The sequence below is a fragment of the Pseudomonas sp. Ant30-3 genome (assembly GCF_000690905.1).
Taxonomy (GTDB): Bacteria; Pseudomonadota; Gammaproteobacteria; order Pseudomonadales; family Pseudomonadaceae; genus Aquipseudomonas.
The window spans coordinates 1-23,174 of the sequence record NZ_JMCL01000011.1; the positions used below are offsets into that span (position 1 = coordinate 1).

Annotated in this window: 26 protein-coding genes; 1 reads left to right on the forward strand and 25 read right to left on the reverse strand. The window is 56.9% G+C overall.

Annotated features, from left to right (window positions below; genetic code table 11):
- The 7 genes from DU29_RS0102680 to glmU form a co-directional block, all read right to left on the reverse strand.
- Window positions 1-450: pyridoxamine 5'-phosphate oxidase family protein (locus DU29_RS0102680; RefSeq protein ID WP_028620312.1), on the reverse strand; the 450-nt coding region annotated here is incomplete at its 3' end.
- Between the two features lie 60 nt (window positions 451-510).
- Window positions 511-1,137: a glutathione S-transferase family protein gene (locus DU29_RS0102685; RefSeq protein ID WP_028620313.1), complete on the reverse strand. Its 627-nt coding sequence runs from the start codon at window positions 1,135-1,137 to the stop codon at window positions 511-513.
- A 128-nt stretch (window positions 1,138-1,265) separates the two neighbouring features.
- Window positions 1,266-2,168 (reverse strand): LysR family transcriptional regulator, encoded by a 903-nt coding sequence (locus tag DU29_RS0102690; RefSeq protein WP_028620314.1) that lies wholly within the window; start codon window positions 2,166-2,168, stop codon window positions 1,266-1,268.
- 47 nt (window positions 2,169-2,215) lie between these two features.
- Entirely contained in the window at window positions 2,216-2,617 is a 402-nt protein-coding gene (locus DU29_RS0102695; RefSeq protein ID WP_028620315.1) for an NUDIX hydrolase, read from the reverse strand.
- A 189-nt stretch (window positions 2,618-2,806) separates the two neighbouring features.
- Window positions 2,807-4,639 (reverse strand): glutamine--fructose-6-phosphate transaminase (isomerizing), encoded by a 1,833-nt coding sequence (gene glmS / locus DU29_RS0102700; protein WP_028620316.1) that lies wholly within the window; start codon window positions 4,637-4,639, stop codon window positions 2,807-2,809.
- 1 nt (window position 4,640) lies between these two features.
- Complete coding sequence (locus DU29_RS0102705) at window positions 4,641-5,414, reverse strand: DeoR/GlpR family DNA-binding transcription regulator (RefSeq protein ID WP_028620317.1); 774 nt, start codon at window positions 5,412-5,414, stop codon at window positions 4,641-4,643.
- A gap of 188 nt (window positions 5,415-5,602) precedes the next feature.
- Window positions 5,603-6,970, reverse strand: a complete 1,368-nt coding sequence (gene glmU / locus DU29_RS0102710) for a bifunctional UDP-N-acetylglucosamine diphosphorylase/glucosamine-1-phosphate N-acetyltransferase GlmU (protein WP_028620318.1) — start codon at window positions 6,968-6,970, stop codon at window positions 5,603-5,605.
- Between glmU and DU29_RS1000000132960 the strand changes: the two genes are divergently transcribed.
- On the forward strand, window positions 6,969-7,109 hold the full coding sequence (locus DU29_RS1000000132960; RefSeq protein WP_177326934.1) for a hypothetical protein: 141 nt from the start codon (window positions 6,969-6,971) through the stop codon (window positions 7,107-7,109). The two genes, glmU and DU29_RS1000000132960, sit on opposite strands and share 2 nt — an antisense overlap.
- A gap of 7 nt (window positions 7,110-7,116) precedes the next feature.
- Here the strand turns inward: DU29_RS1000000132960 and DU29_RS0102720 are convergent, their stop codons facing one another.
- The 18 genes from DU29_RS0102720 to rpmH form a co-directional block, all read right to left on the reverse strand.
- Window positions 7,117-7,542: a F0F1 ATP synthase subunit epsilon gene (locus tag DU29_RS0102720; protein WP_028620319.1), complete on the reverse strand. Its 426-nt coding sequence runs from the start codon at window positions 7,540-7,542 to the stop codon at window positions 7,117-7,119.
- 45 nt (window positions 7,543-7,587) lie between these two features.
- On the reverse strand, window positions 7,588-8,967 hold the full coding sequence (gene atpD, locus DU29_RS0102725) for a F0F1 ATP synthase subunit beta (protein ID WP_028620320.1): 1,380 nt from the start codon (window positions 8,965-8,967) through the stop codon (window positions 7,588-7,590).
- Window positions 8,968-8,994: 27 nt separating this feature from the next.
- A complete protein-coding gene (atpG, locus tag DU29_RS0102730; RefSeq protein WP_028620321.1) occupies window positions 8,995-9,855 on the reverse strand; it encodes a F0F1 ATP synthase subunit gamma in 861 nt (286 codons plus the stop codon).
- A gap of 50 nt (window positions 9,856-9,905) precedes the next feature.
- Window positions 9,906-11,450 (reverse strand): F0F1 ATP synthase subunit alpha, encoded by a 1,545-nt coding sequence (gene atpA, locus DU29_RS0102735; protein ID WP_028620322.1) that lies wholly within the window; start codon window positions 11,448-11,450, stop codon window positions 9,906-9,908.
- A gap of 21 nt (window positions 11,451-11,471) precedes the next feature.
- Entirely contained in the window at window positions 11,472-12,008 is a 537-nt protein-coding gene (locus tag DU29_RS0102740) for a F0F1 ATP synthase subunit delta (protein ID WP_008155712.1), read from the reverse strand.
- 12 nt (window positions 12,009-12,020) lie between these two features.
- Window positions 12,021-12,491: a F0F1 ATP synthase subunit B gene (locus tag DU29_RS0102745; protein WP_008027535.1), complete on the reverse strand. Its 471-nt coding sequence runs from the start codon at window positions 12,489-12,491 to the stop codon at window positions 12,021-12,023.
- Window positions 12,492-12,547: 56 nt separating this feature from the next.
- On the reverse strand, window positions 12,548-12,805 hold the full coding sequence (atpE, locus tag DU29_RS0102750) for a F0F1 ATP synthase subunit C (protein ID WP_002555987.1): 258 nt from the start codon (window positions 12,803-12,805) through the stop codon (window positions 12,548-12,550).
- 131 nt (window positions 12,806-12,936) lie between these two features.
- On the reverse strand, window positions 12,937-13,806 hold the full coding sequence (gene atpB, locus DU29_RS0102755) for a F0F1 ATP synthase subunit A (protein ID WP_028620323.1): 870 nt from the start codon (window positions 13,804-13,806) through the stop codon (window positions 12,937-12,939).
- A 16-nt stretch (window positions 13,807-13,822) separates the two neighbouring features.
- Entirely contained in the window at window positions 13,823-14,230 is a 408-nt protein-coding gene (locus DU29_RS0102760; RefSeq protein WP_028620324.1) for a F0F1 ATP synthase subunit I, read from the reverse strand.
- Window positions 14,231-14,378: 148 nt separating this feature from the next.
- On the reverse strand, window positions 14,379-15,251 hold the full coding sequence (locus tag DU29_RS0102765) for a ParB/RepB/Spo0J family partition protein (protein WP_028620325.1): 873 nt from the start codon (window positions 15,249-15,251) through the stop codon (window positions 14,379-14,381).
- Window positions 15,252-15,260: 9 nt separating this feature from the next.
- Complete coding sequence (locus tag DU29_RS0102770; protein WP_028620326.1) at window positions 15,261-16,058, reverse strand: ParA family protein; 798 nt, start codon at window positions 16,056-16,058, stop codon at window positions 15,261-15,263.
- 18 nt (window positions 16,059-16,076) lie between these two features.
- The gene (gene rsmG / locus DU29_RS0102775) at window positions 16,077-16,721 is read right to left on the reverse strand and encodes a 16S rRNA (guanine(527)-N(7))-methyltransferase RsmG (protein ID WP_028620327.1); all 645 of its coding nucleotides are present in this window, start codon (window positions 16,719-16,721) and stop codon (window positions 16,077-16,079) included.
- Window positions 16,718-18,616, reverse strand: a complete 1,899-nt coding sequence (gene mnmG, locus DU29_RS0102780; protein ID WP_028620328.1) for a tRNA uridine-5-carboxymethylaminomethyl(34) synthesis enzyme MnmG — start codon at window positions 18,614-18,616, stop codon at window positions 16,718-16,720. The genes rsmG and mnmG overlap by 4 nt, the downstream gene beginning before the upstream one ends.
- Window positions 18,617-19,169: 553 nt before the next feature.
- Window positions 19,170-20,540, reverse strand: coding sequence for a tRNA uridine-5-carboxymethylaminomethyl(34) synthesis GTPase MnmE (gene mnmE / locus DU29_RS0102785; RefSeq protein ID WP_028620329.1), 1,371 nt, complete (start codon window positions 20,538-20,540; stop codon window positions 19,170-19,172).
- Window positions 20,541-20,620: 80 nt separating this feature from the next.
- On the reverse strand, window positions 20,621-22,309 hold the full coding sequence (gene yidC, locus DU29_RS0102790) for a membrane protein insertase YidC (RefSeq protein ID WP_028620330.1): 1,689 nt from the start codon (window positions 22,307-22,309) through the stop codon (window positions 20,621-20,623).
- A gap of 2 nt (window positions 22,310-22,311) precedes the next feature.
- Window positions 22,312-22,557 carry a membrane protein insertion efficiency factor YidD gene (gene yidD, locus DU29_RS1000000131090; RefSeq protein ID WP_081832423.1) on the reverse strand — a complete coding sequence of 82 codons (246 nt, stop codon included), beginning with the start codon at window positions 22,555-22,557 and terminating at the stop codon, window positions 22,312-22,314.
- Window positions 22,550-22,951 (reverse strand): ribonuclease P protein component, encoded by a 402-nt coding sequence (gene rnpA, locus DU29_RS0102795; RefSeq protein WP_028620331.1) that lies wholly within the window; start codon window positions 22,949-22,951, stop codon window positions 22,550-22,552. The genes yidD and rnpA overlap by 8 nt, the downstream gene beginning before the upstream one ends.
- A 16-nt stretch (window positions 22,952-22,967) precedes the next feature.
- Complete coding sequence (gene rpmH / locus DU29_RS1000000131095) at window positions 22,968-23,102, reverse strand: 50S ribosomal protein L34 (RefSeq protein WP_003213577.1); 135 nt, start codon at window positions 23,100-23,102, stop codon at window positions 22,968-22,970.
- Between the last annotated feature and the right edge of the window lie 72 nt (window positions 23,103-23,174).

The window sequence follows — 23,174 nt, forward strand, 5'->3', positions numbered from 1 at the left end:
TACGGAATGAAACTGGCGCAACTGAATGTACTGCGGGCAGTTGCCGAAAGACTGTTCGACCGACACGTCGAAGCCGCTTGCGGACAGCGCATCAATGCGCCCGTTGAGGCGATTGCGGCGGCGGGAGTGCAGCTCGATTCCCAGCAAGCCGATCGCCGCACCGCCACTCAGTTGCGCCGGGTCATCAGCGGCCGGCAAGCTGTTGAAATGCAACGTGCCCGGTGCCGGCGAATCCGCGAAGCCAGGTTCGCCTTCGAGAATGCTGGCCCATGGGTTGCCTTGTGGATCGACCGCTCCGTACACCATGAACGGCAATTGCTGATAAAACTTGCGGTGCTGATCAGGCATTTCGCTGCGAATGACCTTGCGCCCGAATGCTTCCATCCGATCGGCGACACCCACGTGTTGCTGCAATTGCTTTTCGCCTGCGTGCCACGGTGAACGATCCATAACGGCTTCTCCCCTGCGCCCTTGGCGCAGCGTGACTGACCTAACGTGTCGGCTACAAATTCAAGCGCTTGCTTGCAAACCGACCGCCGTGCGCGGCATGCCGACAAATCCGGGCAAAGCTTCAACTCGAGCCAGCCACGCCCGGATACTCGGGTAGGCATCCAGCGAGACGTTGCCTTCAGGTGCATGGGCGATGTAACTGTACGCCGCGACATCTGCGATGGTGGGTTCGTCGCCGACCAGGAACGTAGCGCCAGCCAGTTCTTGATCAATCATCTTCAGCCAGGTGTGGGCGTAAGCGATGACTTCTTCAGCGTTATAAGCGGCGCCGAATACCGTGATCAGCCGCGCTCTGGCGGGACCAAAAGCAATGGGGCCGGCTGCCATCGAGAGCCAACGCTGCACGTGCGCCGCGCCAACCGGATCAGCTGGCAGCCACCGACCTTCGCCATATTTCTGCGCCAGATACACCAGAATCGCATTGGAGTCGGCGAGCACCACACCTTGGTCATCAATGGCCGGCACCTGACCCAGCGGGTTGATCGCAAGAAAATCGGGTTGCTTGTGCTCGCCCTTCGCCAGGTCGACAAATACCAGCTCGGTCGGCAATTGCATCAGGGAAAGCATCAGCTCCACACGGTGAGCGTGGCCTGAACGCGGGAAATTGTAGAGTTTGATGGCTTGCATGATCGACTCCGCTGTTGGTGGCGCCACTCAGGAAGATCAACGCCAATGGCCGCCAATCTTCCTCTCGCCGTCCCGCCAACAGAATCACCATTCGCTGCAATCCGTTATTTCAGCCAGTGCAATAAACCTCAGACGTGCAAGGCGGGGTGATCGCGCAACGCTGCCACCATCAGATCGACAAAGCTGCGAATCCGCGCCGGAGCCTTACGCCCGCCTTGGTAGATCACATGAACGGGCTGTGGCGGCAACTCGAAATCGGCAAGAACAATTTCCAGATTCCCCGCCGCCACTCGGCTGGCGACCTGATAAGACAGCACCCGAGTGAAACCCAGACCCAGACAGGCGGCGTTAATGGCCGCCTGATTCGACGTCACCACCAGGCGAGGTTCAGGGCGCAACGTCAGCGGCATTCCAGCTTCCTGAAAAGGCCAGCTGCGCTGTTGACCAATGGCCGAGGTCGCAACGATCGGCACGTCAGCCAGCCCTTGAGGATGCTGCGGTCGGCCATAAGCCTCGAGACATTGCGGTGACGCACAAATCACTCGCCGGACTTCACCGACGCGGATCGCGTGCTGGTTGCTGTCCGGCAATTCGGCAATGCGCACGGCGACATCGATGCCCTCCTCCGCCATGCTCACCACACGATCAAGGAGCAATGCGTTAATGGTGACGTCGGGGAATCGAGTCAGGTAATCCACCATAACCGGCGTCACGAACAATTCACCAAACAATACCGATGCCGTGATCGACAACTGCCCACGCGGTTGGGCGTGACTGCCTGCTGCCGAATCCTCGGCTTCCTGCACTTCGGCGAGAATTCTTCGACAATCCTCAAGGTAGCGCTGACCCGCCTCGCTCAGGTGCACGCTGCGAGTGGTGCGCGTCAGCAACGGCGTGCCGATGCGTTTCTCCAACGCTGCCACAGCGCGAGTGACACTGGCAGCCGACATGCCTAGCCGCCGAGCCGCCGCAGAAAACCCCTGATCCTGAGCAACAGCGGCGAACACCTGCATTTCCTGAAATCGATCCACTGGACATGTCCTCGGTTTGCAGCTGCCGGGTTTGCGTTGGCGGTGATCTAGCGCAGGTTCAGATAAATCGGCATCACATGATCAAGCGTCAAGGGTGCCAACTGTAAGTGTGCGTAGTTATCACGGTCGACCCATATTGCCGACTCAATCTCCGCGGCAGCCTGGACCGGAGCGCTCACGTTAACCCGGAACAATTCGCAGCGTACCTCGAAGCCGGGTTCGTTAGCGGCGGGCGCACTGAAAGCGCCTAAAAATTTCGCTTGAGCCGTATCGATCTGAATGCCGAGTTCTTCATCCAGCTCACGGGCCAAGGCCTGCACAGCCAGTTCGCCGGGTTCGATCTTGCCCCCGGGCTGCATGAAAAAAGCCGTGTTGCGTTTGCGTACCAAGAGGGTCCTGCCGTCGGAGCCCATCAAAAGAGCGGCTGCGATGTGGATAGTTTGGGTCATGGACTGGCCTTTGATAGCCGTGGAGGGATGTGGATAGCGGCTGCTTGGCTTGGCTGAAACGCGAAGCCAGGAAACCCGTGGGGTTTCCTGGCTGCGTTAGTAGATCGTCCAGGCTACTGGAGGCCAATCGATGGCCTCCATACTGCAGCTGTGTAGCGGCGATGTAACATCGACCGGGCTGTGGATAACTTATTCCACAGTCACCGACTTCGCCAGGTTGCGTGGCTGATCAACGTCAGTGCCTTTGAGCACAGCAACGTAGTACGACAGCAACTGCAGCGGGATGGTGTAGAGGATTGGCGAGAGGATGTCGTGGATGTGCGGCATGTGCACAACGTGCGTGCCTTCGCCATTGGTCATGCCAGCCTGCTCGTCAGCAAACACGATCAGCTCGCCGCCGCGGGCGCGGACTTCCTGAAGGTTGGATTTGAGCTTCTCAAGCAGCTCGTTGTTCGGCGCGACGGTAACCACCGGCATGTCGTTATCCACAAGCGCCAACGGACCGTGTTTTAGTTCACCGGCCGGATAAGCCTCAGCGTGGATGTAGGAGATTTCCTTGAGCTTGAGAGCGCCTTCCATCGCTACCGGGAATTGTGCACCGCGACCCAGGAACAATGTGTGGTTCTTCTCCGCAAACAGCTCGGCGATTTTCTCGACGGTGCTGTCCATGGCCAAGGCTTCACCCAGACGAGTTGGCAGCCGGCGCAATTCTTCGACCAGAGTGGCTTCAACGCCTTCGGCCAAGGTGCCGCGAACCTGGCCAAGGGACAGGGTCAACAGCAACAGACCGACCAGTTGAGTGGTGAACGCTTTGGTGGAAGCTACGCCAATTTCGCGACCCGCTTGAGTCAGCAGTGTCAGGTCGGATTCGCGCACCAGCGAGCTGATGCCGACGTTGCAGATGGCCAGGCTGGCGAGGAAACCCAGCTCCTTGGCATTGCGCAGGGCGGCCAAAGTGTCAGCGGTTTCACCCGACTGCGAAATGGTCACGAACAATGTATCAGGCTGCACCACAACTTTGCGGTAGCGGAACTCACTGGCCACTTCCACCTGGCACGGGATGCCGGCCAGTTCTTCCAGCCAGTAACGGGCAACCATGCCCGCGTGGTAACTGGTGCCGCAGGCGACGATTTGCACGTTGCGCACTTTCGCAAACAGCTCGGCAGCTTGTGGACCAAATGCCTGTACCAGCACGCCATTCGGACTCAAGCGGCCTTCGAGGGTGCGTTGCACAACGGCCGGTTGCTCGTGGATTTCCTTGAGCATGAAATGACGGAACTCGCCCTTGTCAGCAGCTTCCGCACCGTCGCGGTATTGCACGGTCTCACGCTGGACGGCTGCACCGCTGACGTCCCAGATTTGCACCTCATCGCGACGGATTTCAGCGATATCGCCTTCTTCCAGGTACATGAAACGGTCAGTGACCTGACGCAGGGCCAATTGATCGGAAGCAAGGAAGTTTTCGCCCATACCCAAACCGATGACCAGCGGGCTGCCGCTACGGGCCGCGACCAGACGGTCCGGCTGCTTCGCGCTTATCACGGCCAGGCCATAGGCACCGTGCAGCTCTTTGACAGTCGCTTTGAGGGCCACGGTCAGGTCTGGCAGTTCCTTGAGTTTATGGTTCAACAGGTGTGCAATCACCTCGGTGTCAGTGTCCGAGGTGAACACGTAACCCAAGGCTTTGAGTTGTTCACGCAGGGCTTCATGGTTTTCAATGATGCCGTTATGCACCACCGCCAGATCGCCGGAGAAATGCGGGTGAGCATTGCGTTCGCAAGGCGCGCCATGAGTGGCCCAGCGAGTGTGCGCGATACCCAGGCGACCAAGAAGCGGCTCGGCTTCCAGTGCAATTTCCAGCTCGCTGACTTTGCCCGGACGACGGGTGCGCTCGATCTTTTCATCGTTGGTATAGACCGCCACGCCGGCGCTGTCGTAACCACGGTATTCCAGGCGCTTGAGGCCTTCGAGCAAGATGGCAGTGATGTTACGTTCTGCGACTGCGCCAACAATTCCACACATGCTATTTCTCCTGGACCGGCGCGCAAATCAAATTGATGCCGCGAGCCTGTATTTGATCGCGTGCCTCGGGCGGCAGCCGATCATCTGTAATAAGGGTATGGACGCTGCCCCAGGGCAGTTCCAGGTTGGGGATTTTGCGGCCGATCTTGTCGGCCTCGACCATCACCACGACTTCCCGAGCGACTTCAGCCATGACACGGCTCAGCCCGAGTAATTCGTTGAAAGTCGTGGTACCGCGCAATAGATCGATGCCATCGGCACCGATGAACAGCTGATCAAAGTCATAGGAGCGTAGAACTTGCTCGGCGACCTGACCCTGGAAAGACTCGGAATGCGGGTCCCAGGTGCCACCGGTCATCAACAGTACCGGCTCGTGTTCGAGTTCGCTCAAGGCTTTGGCAACGTGCAGGGAGTTGGTCATGACCACCAGGCCTGGCTGCTGGCCCAGCTCCGGGATCATCGCAGCGGTCGTACTGCCGCTGTCGATGATGATTCGGGCGTGCTCGCGGATCCCCTTAACTGCTGCGCGGGCGATTGCCTGTTTGTGCCGGGACACTGGCTGCCCGACATCGGCCACCAATTCCTGAGGCATGGTGATCGCACCGCCGTAACGACGCATCAGCAAACCATGAGTTTCCAGCGCTGCGAGATCCTTTCGAATCGTAACTTCCGAAGTTTCGAACCGCTTGGCCAGTTCGTCCACACTCACTTCACCCTGCGCGTTGAGCAAGGCAATTATGTTGTGGCGACGTTGTGGTGTATTGCGTTTCGACATGACAAGTAAGTTTCGATTCGAAAGATAACGTAAGCAATCAAAACCTATTAGCGAAACTTCGTCAAGCGAGAACGATGAAATGGCTTTTGTGAGACCTGTAGAAGCCGGCTTCCTGGCGATGCGTCTCATCTGACGTATCGCATCGATCTGAGCGCTGGCAAGCCAGCTCCTACAGGGTTGTGGATAACTTACGGCTTTTTGATTTTCTCCGGACGTTTCCAGCCGTCGATGTTGCGCTGACGTGCACGGCCCACCGCCAACTGTGAGTTATCCACATTCTGAGTGATGGTCGACCCGGCTGCAGTAGTCGCACCGTTGGCGATTTCCACAGGGGCTACCAACGAATTGTTGGAACCGATGAACACGTCCTCGCCCAAAACGGTCTTCCACTTGTTGGCACCGTCGTAGTTGCAAGTGATCGTACCCGCGCCAACGTTGGTGCGAGCGCCGACCTCGGCATCGCCCAGGTAAGTCAGATGACCGGCTTTGGCGCCTTCGCCCAAGTGAGCATTTTTCAGCTCGACAAAGTTACCCACATGCGCGCGCGCATCCAGCACCGTACCCGGACGCAGGCGTGCAAACGGGCCAGCATCACTGCCTTCACCGAGAATCGCGCCGTCGATGTGACTGTTGGCTTTGATCACTGCGCCTTTGCGCAGGGTGCTGTCCTTGATCACGCAATTCGGGCCGATGATAACGTCGTCTTCAATAACGACCTTGCCCTCAAGAATCACGTTGATGTCGATCAGCACGTCACGCCCGACAGTGACTTCACCACGAACATCGAAACGTGCCGGATCGCGCAAGGTGACACCTTGAGCCATCAAGCGGCGGCCGGCGCGCAATTGATAGTGACGCTCCAGCTCGGAAAGCTGCTTGCGATCATTGGCGCCCTGCACTTCCATCGCGTCGTGTGGCTGTTCGGTCGCCACCACCAAGCCGTCGCTGACCGCCATCGCAATGACGTCGGTCAGGTAATACTCGCCTTGGGCGTTGTTGTTGGACAGACGACTCATCCAGCCACCCAGTTGCGCAAAAGGCAGCGCCAGAATACCTGTGTTGCCTTCGCTGATCGCGAGCTCGGTTTCGTTGGCATCTTTCTGCTCGACGATGGCAGTTACTCTGCCATCGGCGTTTCGGACAATGCGGCCGTAGCCCGTCGGATCGTCCAGTTCAACTGTGAGCAAACCGAGTTGCTGCGGGGCAACCTGCTTGAGCAGGCGCTGCAATGTCTCGACTTCGATCAGCGGCACGTCACCGTAAAGAATCAACACAGTGTCGGCTTTAATGAACGGCACCGCTTGAGCCACGGCGTGGCCAGTGCCCAGCTGTTTGTCCTGCAGGACGAAATTCAGATCATCGGCGGCCAGACGATCACGTACAGCATCGGCACCGTGGCCGATCACCACGTGGATGCGCTGCGGATCAAGTTGACGTGCGCTGTGGATAACATGGCCAAGCATCGAGTTGCCGGCTATCGGATGCAAAACTTTCGGCAGAGCCGAACGCATGCGAGTGCCCTGACCAGCAGCGAGAATAACAATTTCGAGAGACATGACTGGCTACCAATCCTGGGTGGTCAGCGGCTGTGACCGGGTTTATGAAAATCGAAAAAAGAAAAAAGAAAAAAGAAAAAAGAAAAAAGAAAAAAGGGTAGCCGAGGCTACCCTTTTTTATCAATCGCGCAACAAGTGATGGCCTGTTAGTGGCCAAACTTCTTGCGGATCTGCTGGACGGTGCGCAGCTGAGCTGTTGCCTCGGCCAGACGTGCGGCAGCAGAACCGTAATCGAATTCCGCGCCCCGCTCATGCAAGGCCTTCTCGGCAGCCTTAACGGCTTCCTGAGCGGAGGCTTCGTCCAGGTCGGCAGCACGCTGCACGGTGTCGGCAAGAACCTTGACCATGTTCGGCTGAACCTCGAGGAAACCGCCGGAGATGTAATACACCTCCTCTTCCCCGCCCTGCTTGACCAGGCGGATCGGACCCGGTTTGAGATTAGTGATCAGCGGCGCGTGGCCCAGGGCGATACCAAGATCACCGAGTGCACCGTGCGCAATCACCATCTCGACCAGGCCGGAGAAGATTTCCCCTTCCGCGCTGACGATATCGCAATGGACTGTCATAGCCATCTGATTGCCTCAAACTAAATTAGCGCCCGTTACCGGGCACCGGGATTACAGTTTCTTGGCTTTCTCGATCGCTTCTTCGATGCCGCCTACCATGTAGAACGCTTGTTCTGGCAGGTGGTCGTAGTCACCGTTGAGGATGCCTTTGAAGCCAGCAATGGTGTCTTTCAGGGAAACGTACTTACCCGAAGCACCGGTGAAGACTTCAGCCACGAAGAACGGCTGCGACAAGAAACGCTGGATCTTACGAGCACGGTTTACCAACTGCTTGTCGGCTTCCGACAGCTCGTCCATACCCAGGATCGCAATGATGTCCTTCAGTTCTTTGTAACGCTGCAGAACATACTGAACGCCGCGAGCGGTGTCGTAGTGTTCCTGGCCGATCACGTTCGGGTCCAGCTGACGCGAAGTCGAGTCGAGTGGATCGACCGCCGGGTAGATACCCAGGGAGGCGATGTCACGGGACAGAACGACGGTGGCGTCCAAGTGGGCGAAAGTGGTCGCTGGCGACGGGTCAGTCAAGTCATCCGCCGGTACGTATACCGCCTGGATCGAGGTGATCGAACCGTTTTTGGTCGAAGTGATACGCTCTTGCAGAGTACCCATCTCTTCGGCCAGGGTCGGCTGGTAACCTACTGCGGAAGGCATACGGCCCAGCAGTGCGGATACTTCAGTACCGGCCAGGGTGTAACGATAGATGTTGTCGACGAACAGCAGAACGTCGTTACCTTCGTCACGGAACTTCTCGGCCATGGTCAGGCCAGTCAGTGCTACGCGCAGACGGTTACCCGGCGGCTCGTTCATCTGACCGTAAACCAGTGCCACTTTGTCCAGAACGTTGGAATCCTTCATCTCGTGGTAGAAGTCGTTACCCTCACGAGTACGCTCACCCACACCGGCGAACACGGAATAACCGCTGTGCTCGATGGCGATGTTACGGATCAGTTCCATCATGTTTACGGTTTTGCCTACACCGGCACCACCGAACAGACCGACTTTACCGCCCTTGGCGAACGGGCAAACCAGGTCGATAACCTTGATGCCGGTTTCCAGCAGGTCGTTGCCGCCCGCTTGTTCAGCGAAGGTTGGCGCAGGACGGTGAATGCCCCAGCGCTCTTCGGTGTCGATTGGACCCGCTTCGTCGATCGGGTTACCCAGAACGTCCATGATCCGGCCCAGCGTCGCTTTACCGACCGGTACGGAGATGGCTGCGCCGGAGTCGGTGACTTCCAGACCGCGCTTCAAGCCCTCGGTGGAACCCATCGCAATGGTACGAACCACGCCGTCGCCCAGCTGCTGCTGAACTTCCAGGGTGGTTTCGGCCGCGCTCAGTACTTTCAGCGCGTTGTAGATGCTCGGTACGCTGTCGCGTGGAAATTCCACGTCGATAACGGCGCCGATGATTTGAACGATACGTCCGCTACTCATAGCTGGATCCTCTGAATATTTGAACCGTTAAACCGCGGCAGCGCCGCCGACGATTTCCGAGATCTCTTGGGTGATCGCAGCCTGACGCGCCTTGTTGTAGACCAGCTGCAAATCGCTGATCAAATCACCGGCGTTGTCGGTAGCGTTCTTCATCGCGATCATCCGCGCAGCTTGTTCAGCCGCGTTGTTCTCGACCACCGCCTGGTAGACCTGCGACTCCACGTAGCGGACCATCAAGCCGTCAAGCAGCTCTTTGGCGTCCGGTTCGTACAGATAATCCCAGTGGTGCTTGAGTTCCTGTTCCGGGGTTGCCACCAGCGGAATCAACTGCTCCACGGTAGGCTGTTGCGTCATGGTGTTGATGAACTTGTTGGATACCACGGACAGGCGATCAATACGGCCGTCCAGGTAGGCATCCAGCATCACCTTGACGCTGCCGATCAAATCATTGATCGACGGCTCTTCACCCAGGTGGCTGATAGCTGCTACGACGTTACCGCCGAAGTTGCGGAAGAAAGCCGCACCCTTGCTACCAACAACACACAGATCGATCTCGACGCCGTTTTCGCGGTTTAACGCCATGTCCTTGACCAAAGCCTTGAACAGGTTGGTGTTCAAGCCACCACACAGACCACGGTCACTGCTCACCACGACATAACCGACGCGCTTTACTTCACGGTCGAGCATGAACGGGTGGCGATATTCCGGGTTGGCGTTGGCCAGATGACCAATAACCTGGCGGATGCGCTCCGCGTAAGGACGGCTAGCAGCCATGCGCATTTGTGCCTTGCGCATTTTACTGACCGCCACTTTTTCCATGGCGCTGGTAATCTTTTGCGTGCTTTTGATGCTCGCAATCTTACTGCGAATCTCTTTTGCGCCTGCCATGTAACACCTATCAGGTTAGCAAGCGGGAGCCTTGCGGCTCCCGCTGCGGCTTACCAGGTTTGGGTGGCCTTGAACTTCTCGATACCGGCTTTCATGCCAGCGTCGATTTCGTCATTGAAGTCACCCTTCACGTTGATCTTCGCCATCAAATCGGCGTGATCGCGGTTGAAGAAAGCAATCAGCGCTTGTTCGAAGCTGCCGATCTTGGCGATTTCAACGTCAGTCAGGAACCCACGCTCAGCGGCATACAGCGACAGCGCCATGTCAGCAATCGACATTGGTGCGTATTGCTTCTGCTTCATCAGCTCGGTAACGCGCTGACCATGCTCAAGTTGCTTACGGGTCGCTTCGTCCAGGTCAGAAGCGAACTGGGCGAATGCCGCCAGTTCACGGTACTGAGCCAGAGCGGTACGGATACCACCGGAGAGCTTCTTGATGATCTTGGTCTGAGCGGCACCACCCACACGGGATACCGAAACACCGGCGTTCACTGCAGGACGGATCCCGGAGTTGAACATGGCCGATTCCAGGAAGATCTGACCGTCGGTGATCGAAATCACGTTGGTCGGAACGAACGCGGAAACGTCGCCAGCCTGGGTTTCGATGATCGGCAGTGCGGTCAGGGAACCGGTTTTGCCGGTCACTGCGCCGTTGGTGAACTTCTCTACGTATTCTTCCGAAACGCGGGATGCGCGCTCCAGCAGACGGGAGTGGAGATAGAACACGTCGCCTGGGTAAGCTTCACGGCCTGGTGGACGGCGCAGCAGCAGGGAAATCTGGCGGTAAGCCACTGCTTGCTTGGACAGATCGTCATAAACGATCAGCGCGTCTTCACCGCGGTCGCGGAAGAATTCACCCATGGTGCAACCGGAGTACGGAGCCAGGAACTGCAGTGCTGCAGATTCCGAAGCGCTCGCTGCGACAACGATGGTGTTAGCCAGCGCGCCGTTTTCTTCCAGCTTGCGAACCACGTTGGCGATGGTCGATTGCTTCTGACCGATCGCTACGTAGACGCAGAAAATACCGCTGTTTTTCTGGTTGATGATCGCGTCGATCGCCAGAGCGGTTTTACCGATCTGACGGTCACCGATGATCAGCTCACGCTGGCCACGGCCGACAGGAATCATGGCATCGACAGCCTTGTAGCCTGTCTGTACAGGCTGGTCTACCGACTTACGCCAGATCACGCCTGGAGCAACTTTCTCGACCGCATCGGTCTCGGTGTTGCCCAGTGGACCTTTGCCGTCAACAGGGTTACCCAGTGCGTCGACTACGCGACCCAGCAGTTCCTTACCAACCGGAACTTCGAGGATGCGGCCAGTGCACTTGGCGCTCATGCCTTCAGCCAGAGACTGGTAGGAGCCCAATACAACTGCACCTACGGAGTCTTGCTCGAGGTTGAGAGCCATACCGAAGACGCCGCCCGGAAACTCGATCATCTCGCCGTACATTACGTCGGCCAGACCGTGAATCCGCACGATACCGTCAGACACGCTGACGACTGTGCCTTCGTTACGGGCTTGGGAGGTCACATCGAGCTTGTCGATGCGGCCCTTGATAATTTCACTTATTTCGGAAGGATTGAGTTGCTGCATTGCTCTGCTGCCCCTTCAAACTCAAGATTTCAATGCTTCGGCAAGGTTTGCGAGTTTGCCGCGAACCGAGCCATCGATAACCAGGTCGCCGGCGCGGATGACAATGCCCCCGATAAGGGATTTGTCTTCCTCGACTTGCAGGCGCACTTCCCGGTTGAGTCGTGCACTGAGAACCTTGGCGAGTTTGTCTTGCTGTTCTTGGTTCAATGCGAAAGCACTGGTCACTTCAACGTCTACCGATTTCTCTTGTTCGGCCTTGTACAGGTCAAACAGAGCGGCAATCTCCGGCAAAAGCGGGAGACGGTCGTTTTCGGCAACGACGTTGATGAAGTTCTGTGCCTTCACATCAAACTTGTCGCCGCACACGTCAATAAACGTGGCGGCCTTGTCTGCGCTCGTCAGTCGCGGGGCCTTGAGCACGCGCTGCATGGTGTCGTCTTGCGACACTGCTGCAGCCAGGCCGAGCATGGCTGACCAAGAGGCCAGTTGCTGGTGGGCCTGGGCGTGCTCGAAGGCTGCCTTAGCGTAAGGTCGGGCCAACGTGGTCAATTCTGCCATGATCGCCCTCGCTTAAATTTCAGCAGCCAGTTTGTTTACCAGCTCCGCGTGCGCGTTTTGATCGATTGTGGCACCCAGGATCTTCTCGGCGCCGCCGACGGCCAGAGCACCCAATTGGGCACGCAGCGCATCTTTGACACTGTTCAGTTCCTGCTCGATCTCGGCCTGAGCCTGAACCTTCACACGGTCAGCGTCGATACGGGCTTTTTCAACAGCCTCTTCGACGATCTGGTTACCGCGTTTCTTGGCCTGCTCAATGATTTCAGCTGCTTGAGCCTTAGCTTCGCGCAGTTGTTGACCCGCTTTATCTTGGGCCAACTCCAGGTCGCGAGCTGCTCGGGCGGCAGCGTCCAGTCCATCCGCGATCTTCTTCTGACGTTCGTGCAAAGCCGCGATGACCGGAGGCCACACGAACTTCATGCAAAACAGTACAAAAATGAAGAACGCAACGGACTGGCCAATCAGGGTTGCATTAATGTTCACGCCAACACCTCGCTCGTTCGTTGCACATCAAACCAATCACTCGAAGGTTCGAGTAATTAGCCAGCGAGTTGACCAACGAATGGGTTCGCGAAGGTGAAGAACAGAGCGATACCAACACCGATCATGGTTACGGCGTCGAGCAGGCCGGCAACGATGAACATTTTGACTTGCAGCATTGGAACCATTTCTGGCTGACGCGCTGCGCCTTCCAGGAACTTGCCGCCCAACAGGCCGAAACCAATTGCGGTACCCAGTGCGCCCAGGCCGATCAACAGTGCAACAGCGATAGCGGTTAGACCAACTACAGTTTCCATCTTTCCTCCCGACTTTTACGTCGTATGGTTTAGGTTTTTTAGATTTTAAAGCGGTAAAACAAATCGTTTCATGCCCTGGTGGGCACCCACCCGTTTCACCAGGTGGGACATCAGACTAGTCGAGACTGGTCTTAATGGTTCTCTTCGTGCGCCATCGACAGGTAAACGATGGTCAGCATCATGAAGATAAACGCCTGCAGGGTGATGATCAGGATGTGGAACACAGCCCACGCCCACTGCAGAACTACGCCCAGGCCGCTAAGCCAGAGCAGACCGCTGCCGAACATAACAGCAATCAGAATGAAGACCAGCTCGCCGGCATACATGTTGCCGAACAGTCGCAGTGCCAGCGAAATCGGCTTGGCGATCAGCGTCACGAACTCCAGCAGGAAGTTGACCGGAATCAACAGCGCTTGCAGGAAAATGTTCTTGCTGCCAAACGGGTGCAGGGTCAGTTCGCCGATGAAGCCGCCGATGCCCTTGACCTTGATGCTGTAGAAAATGATCAACGCGAACACCGACAGGGCCATGCCCAGGGTAGCGTTCGGGTCAGTGGTCGATACCGCACGGAACGGAATGTGTGGATCGCCAGTGATCAGGATGGCCAGCTGAGGAATCCAGTCAACCGGGATAAGGTCGACGGCGTTCATCAGGAAGACCCAGACGAAGATGGTCAGTGCCAACGGTGCAATCACCGGGCTACGGCCATGGAAGCTGTCCTTCACGCTGCCATCGACGAATTCGACCAATACTTCAACGAAGTTCTGCAAAGCACCAGGCTGACCCGAAGTCGCCTTCTTCGCCGCCATGCGAAAAAGAAGAACGAAAATCAGACCCAACGCGACCGACCAGCCGAGAGTATCGACGTGGAAAGCCCAGAAGCCCATTTCCTTGGCTTCTGCTGCGGTGTGGGCAAAACCCCACCCGCCAGTTGGGTGCTGACCGAAGGTCAGGTTCTGCAAGTGGTGCTGGATATAGCCCGAAGCGGTTGTCTCTGCCATGGTTGCCTCAAACGCCCTAAGGTCTCGAAAGTCTTGTTCTCATCAGCAGGGGCGCGAACCAGCTGACCAGTTGGGTCAACACGAAGACACCGAATACAGCTATCGGCGCCAATGGCTTCACACCTGCGAACGTCAATGCAAAAAGCACTGCCGTCAAAATCAGTTTGCCCGCCTCGCCGGCATAAAAAGACCGGACGATGGCTTGAGCTGCTCGGGCGCCGGAAAACCGAAATGCCCTGTGAGCGAAATAAACATTGGGCAGCAAGGCTATCAGGCCTCCGCAAAGTCCCGAGTACCCGGCAACGACTCCGTGCCATTGCCAGAGCGCCAAAGTGGCAATCAGCAAAACCACGAATTGAGCCATTAACACCGGAAATACTGCCAGGCGATGGAACGGCAAGCGGTTTGGCGTGCGGCTTTCCATCACAATTACTCCCCAATGGCCGGCTGCCAGAATTCAATAACTTGGCATAATTTGTGCCGACAAAATGCGCGCAGAGTATAGGGGCGGTTCTGCCCCTATTCAACTGTCAGGTAGTGATTTCCGACTGCACGCTACATGAGTAAATGTTTCAGCGGATGTGTGCGAGCACACCCTGAAGTTCATCCAGGGAGTTATAACCGATCACCAACTGCCCTTTGCCTTTCTTCCCGTGACGAATCTGCACCGCAGAGCCTAGGCGCTCGGCCAAGCGCTGCTCGAGTCGCGCGATATCCGGGTCCGGTTTGGAAGGTTCCAGCGGCTCCGGTTTGCCACTCAGCCACTGACGAACCAGTGCCTCGGTTTGGCGCACAGTCAGGCCTCGTGCGACAACGTGTCGCGCCCCTTCAACCTGTTGATTCTCCGGCAAACCGAGCAAGGCACGTGCATGACCCATTTCCAGGTCGCCGTGCGACAGCATGGTTTTGATCACTTCCGGCAACGCAATCAAACGCAGCAGGTTGGCAACAGTCACTCGCGACTTGCCCACCGCCTCGGCGACTTGTTGCTGCGTCAGCTGGAATTCCTGCTGCAAACGCTGCAACGCGACCGCTTCTTCGATCGGATTGAGGTCTTCACGCTGGATGTTCTCGATCAGCGCCATCGCGATCGCGGTTTCATCCGGCACATCGCGCACCATCGCCGGAATGGTTTCCTGGCCTGCCTGCTGGCTGGCACGCCAGCGACGTTCGCCGGCAATGATCTCGAAACGACCGCCACCAATCGGACGCACCACGATCGGCTGCATCACACCTTGGGCCTTGATCGAATGCGCCAGCTCTTCGAGCGCCTGTGGGTCCATGTCCCGGCGTGGCTGGTATTTGCCGCGCTGGATCAGGTCAAGCGGCAAATGCTGCAACTCACGTTGATCGGCTTGCACCGCTTGTTCTTCCAGCGAGCTGACAGTCGGACCGCTCAGCAGTGCATCCAGTCCACGTCCGAGACCTCGTTTCTTGACGGCCATGGGGATTCCTTAAGTTGGCTGAGCAGCGGCGGTGCGTGAGTTTTTGCGCTGACGACGAACCATCTCGCCCGCCAATGCCAGATAAGCGATGGCGCCCCGCGACGACTTGTCGTACGCCAATGCAGGCATGCCGTAGCTCGGTGCTTCGGCCAGACGGATGTTGCGCGGAATCACGGTGTCGTAGAGCTGATCGCCGAAGTGTTCCTTGAGCTGTGCCGAGACGTCATTCATCAGGCTCAGCCGCGGGTCGTACATCGTCCGCAACAGGCCTTCGACTTTCAGGTTCGGGTTGAGCAATTCAGCGATGCGCTTGATGTTATCCACAAGGTCACTCAAGCCTTCCAGCGCGAAGTACTCGCACTGCATGGGGATGATGACCCCATCGGCGGCGACCAGCGCATTGAGCGTGAGCATCGACAACGACGGCGGGCAGTCGATCAAAATGTAATCGTAGTTTTCACGAATCGGTGCCAAAGCGCTGCGCAGACGACTTTCCTTCATCTGCATTTCCAGCAGCACAACTTCCGCGGCGGTGAGGTCGCGGTTGGCTGGTAACAGCTGGTAACCACCATGCTCGGAATAGTGCATGGCCTGGCCCAGATCGCACTCGCCAATGAGCACATCGTAAATCGAATTTTCCAGCCCGTGTTTATCCACACCGCTACCCATGGTGGCGTTGCCTTGTGGATCGAGATCGATCAACAGCACCCGTCGCTTGGTAGCGACAAGCGAAGCTGCGAGGTTGATACAGGTGGTGGTTTTGCCCACACCACCCTTTTGGTTCGCTATCGCGAATACCTTAGCCATTCTTGCGTGTGTTCCCAATCATGCCGTGCGGCGCAGTATCAGCAGATGGCGTTGGCCTTGGCAACCAGGTACGGCCAAGGCGTGTTCGCTATCGAGGTAAAAATCTGCCGGCAATGCTACCAGCTCATCGGCCGGATGAACGCCCTTCATTGCCAACCAGCGCGTATCTGCATCGCCAAGGTGGCGCGTCCAGTTGCTGAAGTTTTCCATGCTGCTGAACGCCCGGGAAATGATCCCGTTGAACGGCTGTGCAGGCTGGAAAGCTTCAACGCGACTGTGGATAACTTGCAGATTATCCAGTTTCAATTCGAGTTTGACCTGAGTCAAAAAGCGGGTTTTCTTGCCGTTACTGTCCAGGCACGTGACCTGCGACTGCGGAAACAGGATCGCCAACGGGATACCCGGCATACCGCCGCCGCTGCCGACGTCCAGCCAACGACCGTTTTCGATGAACGACATCACGCTCAGACTATCCAGCAAGTGACGCGAGACCATTTCATCCGGATCGCGCACGGCAGTCAGGTTGTAAGCCTTGTTCCATTTGATCAACAGGGCCAGGTAACCCAGCAATTGCTCGTGCTGGGCTTCACTCAACGTGACGCCGAGCTGGCGGGCACCTGTGGATAACTCTTCGGCGTGTTGCGAGGTGACCAACGAACTCAAGCGCTTTGCTCCAGCTGACGGCCCGCGCCGCGTTTTTTCAAATGGATCATCAACAGCGAAATCGCTGCCGGAGTGACGCCCGGAATGCGCGACGCCTGGCCCAGTGTCTCTGGACGGGTCGCACCGAGCTTGCCCTGGATCTCTTTGGAGAGACCGGAAATATTCGTGTAATCGATATCCACAGGCAGTTTGGTATTTTCGCTGGCGCGCAGCCGGGCGATCTCATCCTGTTGACGGTCGATGTAACCGGCGTATTTCGTCTTGATCTCGACCTGCTCGGCAACTTGTGGATCTTCCGCCCCGTCGCCAGTCACGGAAATCAGGCCCGCATAGTCGATTTCAGGACGGCTGAGCAAATTGAGCAAGTTGTATTCATGGGTCAGCGGGGTGCCAAACTTTTCGGATATCGCATTGCCCTGCTGCGTGCCGGGGCGAACCCAGGTGCTTTTCAAGCGCTGTTCTTCCACCGTAATGCTTTCGCGCTTGGTGCAGAACGCAGCCCAGCGGGCGTCGTCGACAAGACCCAGCTCGCGACCCTTTTCGGTCAGACGAAGGTCGGCGTTGTCTTCGCGCAAGATCAGGCGGTACTCGGCACGGGAGGTGAACATCCGGTAAGGCTCTTGAGTACCGAGGGTAATCAGGTCATCAACCAACACCCCGATGTACGCTTCGTCGCGACGCGGACACCAGGCGTCTTTGCCCTGGGCGCGCAGCGCTGCGTTGGCACCGGCGAGCAAACCTTGGGCACCGGCCTCTTCGTAACCGGTGGTGCCGTTGATTTGCCCGGCGAAAAACAGACCTGCGATAACTTTGGTTTCCAGGTTGTATTTCAGATCACGCGGGTCGAAATAGTCGTACTCGATGGCGTAGCCAGGGCGAACGATGTGCGCATTTTCCATGCCGCGAATCGATTGCACGATCTGCAATTGCACGTCGAACGGCAAGGATGTGGAAATCCCGTTCGGGTACAGCTCGTGAGTGGTCAGGCCTTCCGGTTCGATGAAGACCTGATGGCTTTCCTTGTCGGCAAAGCGATGAATCTTGTCTTCGATCGACGGGCAATAACGCGGGCCAATGCCTTCGATCAAACCGGCATCGGAATACATCGGCGAACGGTCGAGGTTGGCCGCGATGATTTCGTGTGTCCGCGCATTCGTGTGGGTAATCCAGCAGCTCACCTGCTTAGGATGCTGTTCCCTGGAGCCCATGAACGACATCACCGGGATCGGCGTATCGCCTGCCTGCTCGGTCATCACCGAGAAATCCACAGAACGGCCGTCGATACGCGGCGGTGTCCCGGTTTTCAGGCGTCCGACGCGCAGAGGCAATTCGCGCAAACGATGAGCCAGGGCAATCGACGGAGGATCACCAGCACGACCGCCGGAATAATTGTGCATGCCGATGTGGATAAGTCCGCCAAGGAACGTGCCGGTGGTCAAAACCACGGAATCGGCGAGGAAACGCAGGCCCATTTGGGTGACGACACCACGGACCTGCTCCTGCTCGACGATCAAGTCATCAGCGGCTTGTTGAAATATCCACAGGTTCGGCTGGTTTTCCAGTGTTTCGCGAACGGCAGCCTTGTACAGAACCCGGTCAGCCTGTGCGCGAGTTGCACGGACGGCCGGGCCTTTACGGCTGTTCAGCACGCGAAATTGAATACCACCTTTGTCGGTAGCCATGGCCATCGCGCCGCCGAGGGCATCGATTTCCTTGACCAGATGGCTTTTGCCAATCCCGCCAATGGCCGGGTTGCAGCTCATGGCACCGAGGGTTTCCACGTTATGCGTCAGCAACAGGGTTTTTGCCCCCATGCGTGCAGACGCCAGTGCTGCCTCGGTACCGGCATGACCGCCACCGATGACGATCACTTCAAAACGGGAAGGGAAATCCACCACGCACCTCGTGCCTGCTTCAAATCAGGTAATCAGAAAATAGTAAGAGCACAGGTTTTCGAACCTGGTCGGCAAGTATAGGGACTTCGCCCTCCCTAAAGAACCCTTTGCACAAAATTCGACCAGCTGTGGAAAACCCGCGGTTATAGAAATTAAAAAGAAAGAAATTTATTAAATCTTTGTTTTTATGTTTATTTCTACTGAGCATGTTTTCTGTGGATAGATCTCTGTATCCCTTTATTCACGCTGTGTACAGAGATTCAAAACCCTGTGCCCATATGGCCATAAGCGCGTTGGATAACCGGTTTAAGCCTGTGGATGAATGGGGTGCTTATCCACAGGGGCAGTTATCTGCAGTTTTCACGCCCTGTTATCAACTGATCTTAGGGGCAGTTATTCACAGGGCTTAAACCCGGAAAATGTGTAGAACGGAGAATTGCAGGCGCGAAAAATCCGCATGAGCTGAAGAATCTGCTCGGCAGGGAGGGAAATGTTTTCATGAAAAGACAAGACAGACAGGCGCGTTACACCTGTCTGGGGATCGGAGGAAGGTCTATTTACCGATGCAGAAGCTGGAAAATATCCTGCCCAGCAGATCATCGGAGCTGAAGGCGCCGGTGATTTCACTTAAAGAATGCTGCGCTTGTCGAAGATCTTCGGCCAGCAGTTCTCCGGCTCCAGCCAAGGTCAGTTGTGCACGACCATGCTCAAGGGAAGCGCTGGCATGGCGTAGCGCGTCTAGGTGACGCCTGCGAGCACTGAAGCTGCTCTCTGACGTCTGCTCATAGCCCATGCAGGCCTTGAGGTGTTCGCGCAGTAACTCCAGTCCTTCACCGGCCGACCTGGCGCTCAAGCTTAAAGTGACGTGGCCATCGTCACTGACCTCCATCGCAATGGCTTCACCGGTCAGATCTGCCTTGTTTCGAATTAGCGTAACCTTCGCCGGGTCGGGGCGGACCTCGAGAAACTCAGGCCACAACGCAAAAGGATCCAGCGCTTCAGGGGCAGTGGCGTCGACGACCAATAACACCCGGTCGGCTTCTCCAATGGCTTTCAGCGCCCGCTCGACGCCGATCTTCTCAACCTGGTCATCGGTAGCGCGCAGGCCTGCAGTGTCGACCACATGCAGCGGCATACCATCGATGTGGATATGTTCGCGGAGAATGTCACGGGTAGTGCCGGCAATCTCAGTGACGATCGCAGCCTCGCGGCCGGCCAAAGCATTTAACAGGCTGGATTTGCCGGCATTCGGTCGTCCGGCAATCACCACCGTCATGCCGTCACGCAGCAATGCCCCCTGCCCGGCTTCACGCAGCACGGTGGATAACTCCTCGCGAACTTTGTCGAGCATGCTCAGGACGTGGCCGTCCGCGAGAAAGTCGATTTCTTCTTCCGGAAAGTCGATTGCGGCCTCGACATAGATGCGCAGTCCGATCAATTGCTCGGTCAGGCTATGCACACGCTCGGAAAAGGCGCCCTGCAACGATCGCAATGCATTGCGCGCAGCCTGTGCTGAACTCGCCTCGATCAGGTCTGCGATAGCTTCAGCCTGTGCCAAGTCGAGCTTGTCATTGAGGAAGGCCCGCTCGCTGAATTCCCCCGGGCGAGCAAGACGGCAGCCCAGTTCAAGGCAACGCTTGAGCAGCATGTCCAGCACAACCGGACCACCATGACCTTGAAGCTCCAGCACATCCTCACCGGTAAATGAGTTCGGACCGGGGAAATACAGGGCGATGCCCTGATCCAGTACCTCATCGTCTTCACCGAGGAATGCGCCATAGTGGGCAAAGCGCGGTTTTAACTCACGACCGCTGAAAGCCTTGGCCGCGGCGCTCGCCAGCGGCCCGGAAATACGGACAATGCCCACGCCGCCGCGACCTTGGGCGGTGGCGACGGCAGCAATGGTTTCACGAGGTACGCTCATAAACCGGTTTCCCGATAAAGTGACAGATAGCAAAACGCCCCACTAGGGGGCGTTTTGAGTGGTGTTGTCCACAGAGTAAGTTACGCCTCGGCTTTTTTCGCAGCCAATTCGACTTTACGCGTGATGTACCACTGTTGGGCGATGGACAGGCAGTTGTTGACTACCCAGTACAGCACCAGACCAGCCGGGAACCACAGGAAGAAGAAGGTGAAGATGATTGGCATCATTTTCATGACCTTCGCCTGCATTGGATCCGGAGGAGTCGGGTTCAACTGCTGCTGGATGAACATGGTGGCACCCATGATGATCGGCAGAATGAAGAACGGATCCTTGATCGACAGGTCAGTAATCCACAGCATGAACGGCGCTTGGCGCATTTCGACGCTTTCGAGCAGAACCCAGTACAGCGACAGGAAAACCGGCATCTGCACGAGGATTGGCAAGCAACCACCCAGCGGATTGATTTTCTCTTTCTTGTACAGCTCCATCATGGCTTGCGACATTTTCTGCCGGTCATCGCCATGTTGCTCTTTCAAGGCAGCGAGTTTCGGCGCCACTGCACGCATGCGCGCCATGGATTTGTAGCTGGCGGCCGACAGCGGGAAGAAGATCCCTTTGATCAGCATGGTCAGGAAAATAATCGACCAGCCCCAGTTACCAACGAGCGCGTGGATGTGTTGCAGCAGCCAGAAGATTGGCTGGGCAATGAACCACAGAATGCCGTAATCGACAGTCAGCTCCAGACCTGGGGATAACTCTTTCAGCACAGCCTGGCTTTTCGGGCCGGCGTACAGAACGGCACTGGTTTCGGCTTTGGCACCTGGCGCGACGGACATTGCCGGGCCGGTGTAACCAATGATGTAGTTGCCTTTGCTGTCTTTACGGGTCTGGACGACGTTGTTTTCGCCCTTGGCCGGAATCCACGCAGTCACGAAGTAGTGCTGCAACCAGGCAACCCAACCACCGCTGACGGTTTCCTTCAACTGCGCCTTGTCCATGTCCTTCATGGACACTTTCTTGTACGGCTCGCCACTTGTCCACAGGGCTGCGCCCAGGTAAGTCGCGGTACCGGTAGCGGTAGTCGAAGATGGATCGGAACTGGCGTCGCGCTTCAACTGCGCAAACATCGCACCGGACCAGGGCTGTGCGCTCTGGTTATCGATCAGATAGGAAACGGTAACGTCATACAGGCCACGTTTAAGCGTGAAACGCTTGATGTAATTGACGCCGTCCTTGCTGAACTTCAGGTCTACGACCAATTGGTCCTGACCGTCAGCCAGTTGATAAACCTTCTTCTCCGAAGCGTAAACCGGACGACCGGCCGGGCTTGCGTCCGGACCATTGGTGCCAATCAGACCGCTTTGCGCCAGGTAAGTCAGTTCACCGCCGTTATCAAACAGCTGGAACGGAATTTCCGGATGATCCTGACGACGTGGATACAGCGGCAATTTCAGCTGAGCGACATCGCCACCTTGTGGATCGACTGCCAGATCGAGCACATCCGTTTTGATCTGGATGAGGTCTTTGCTCGCAGCTACCGGAGTTTCAGTAGGTGCAGTAGCGCTGGTATCGCTTGCGGCGCGGGGAATGTCGTCACTGACAGAAGCATTATTGCCAGTCGCCGTGTCCGGTAGGCCCGGTGCGGTAGTACTGGAAGCAACATTCTGAGTCGGCAGGGCAGTCTGGCCATAGTCCTGGTTCCATTTAAGAACCATAACGTAGGACACGATTGCCAGGGCGACGATCAGGATCGTGCGTTTGATATCCATGATTACTCGGCCATCGAAGAAGAACGGGAGGTAGGGATAGGCGGAACCGGGTCATAACCACCGGGATTCCACGGATGACAGCGACCTAAACGACGAAAGGTCAGCCAGCCACCGCGCAGAAGGCCATAATTTTCTATGGCCTCTAACGCGTAGCAGGAACAGCTGGGGTAGAAACGACAGTGACTGGCCATCAGAGGACTAATGGCATAGCGATAAAACTGGATCGGAACGAGTGCCAGTTTACGCATCGGGACTGTCTACCCCTACAGTTTCGGTTTTGACTGCCGGTACTGGCGTGCTGCGTGCCAGACGCTTCCAGAGTTTGCCGAAATGCTGAATCAATTCGGGGTTTTCTACGTCGCCCAAACCTTTGCGCGCGACGATAACAATGTCCCAGCCGACCAGAGAATCCTGGTTCAGACGAAACGATTCGCGCATCAGACGTTTGAGGCGATTGCGCTCGACGGAGAGCTTGACGCTCTTTTTCCCGATAACCAGCCCAAGGCGGGGGTGATCAAGATCGTTGTTGCGCGCAAGGAGCAGGAGATTTTTCCCCGGAACCTTGCCGGTAGGGGAGTCAAAGACTGCCTTGAAATGCCGGGGAGTAAGCAGACGCTTTTCCCGACTGAAGTCCTGACTCACCTCCAGTGCCGGATTATCAAACTGCCAGACGCGCACGACCTTTGGCGCGACGACGCGACAGGACGGCACGACCGTTCTTGGTTGCCATGCGAGCACGGAAACCGTGGGTACGAGCGCGTTTGATAGTGCTTGGTTGGAAAGTACGTTTCATTGTCGTGTTACCTGGTTCGTCCACAACGGGCCGGAATGGCCCCCGTTTTAAGAGACCGGGGATTCTAGAGAA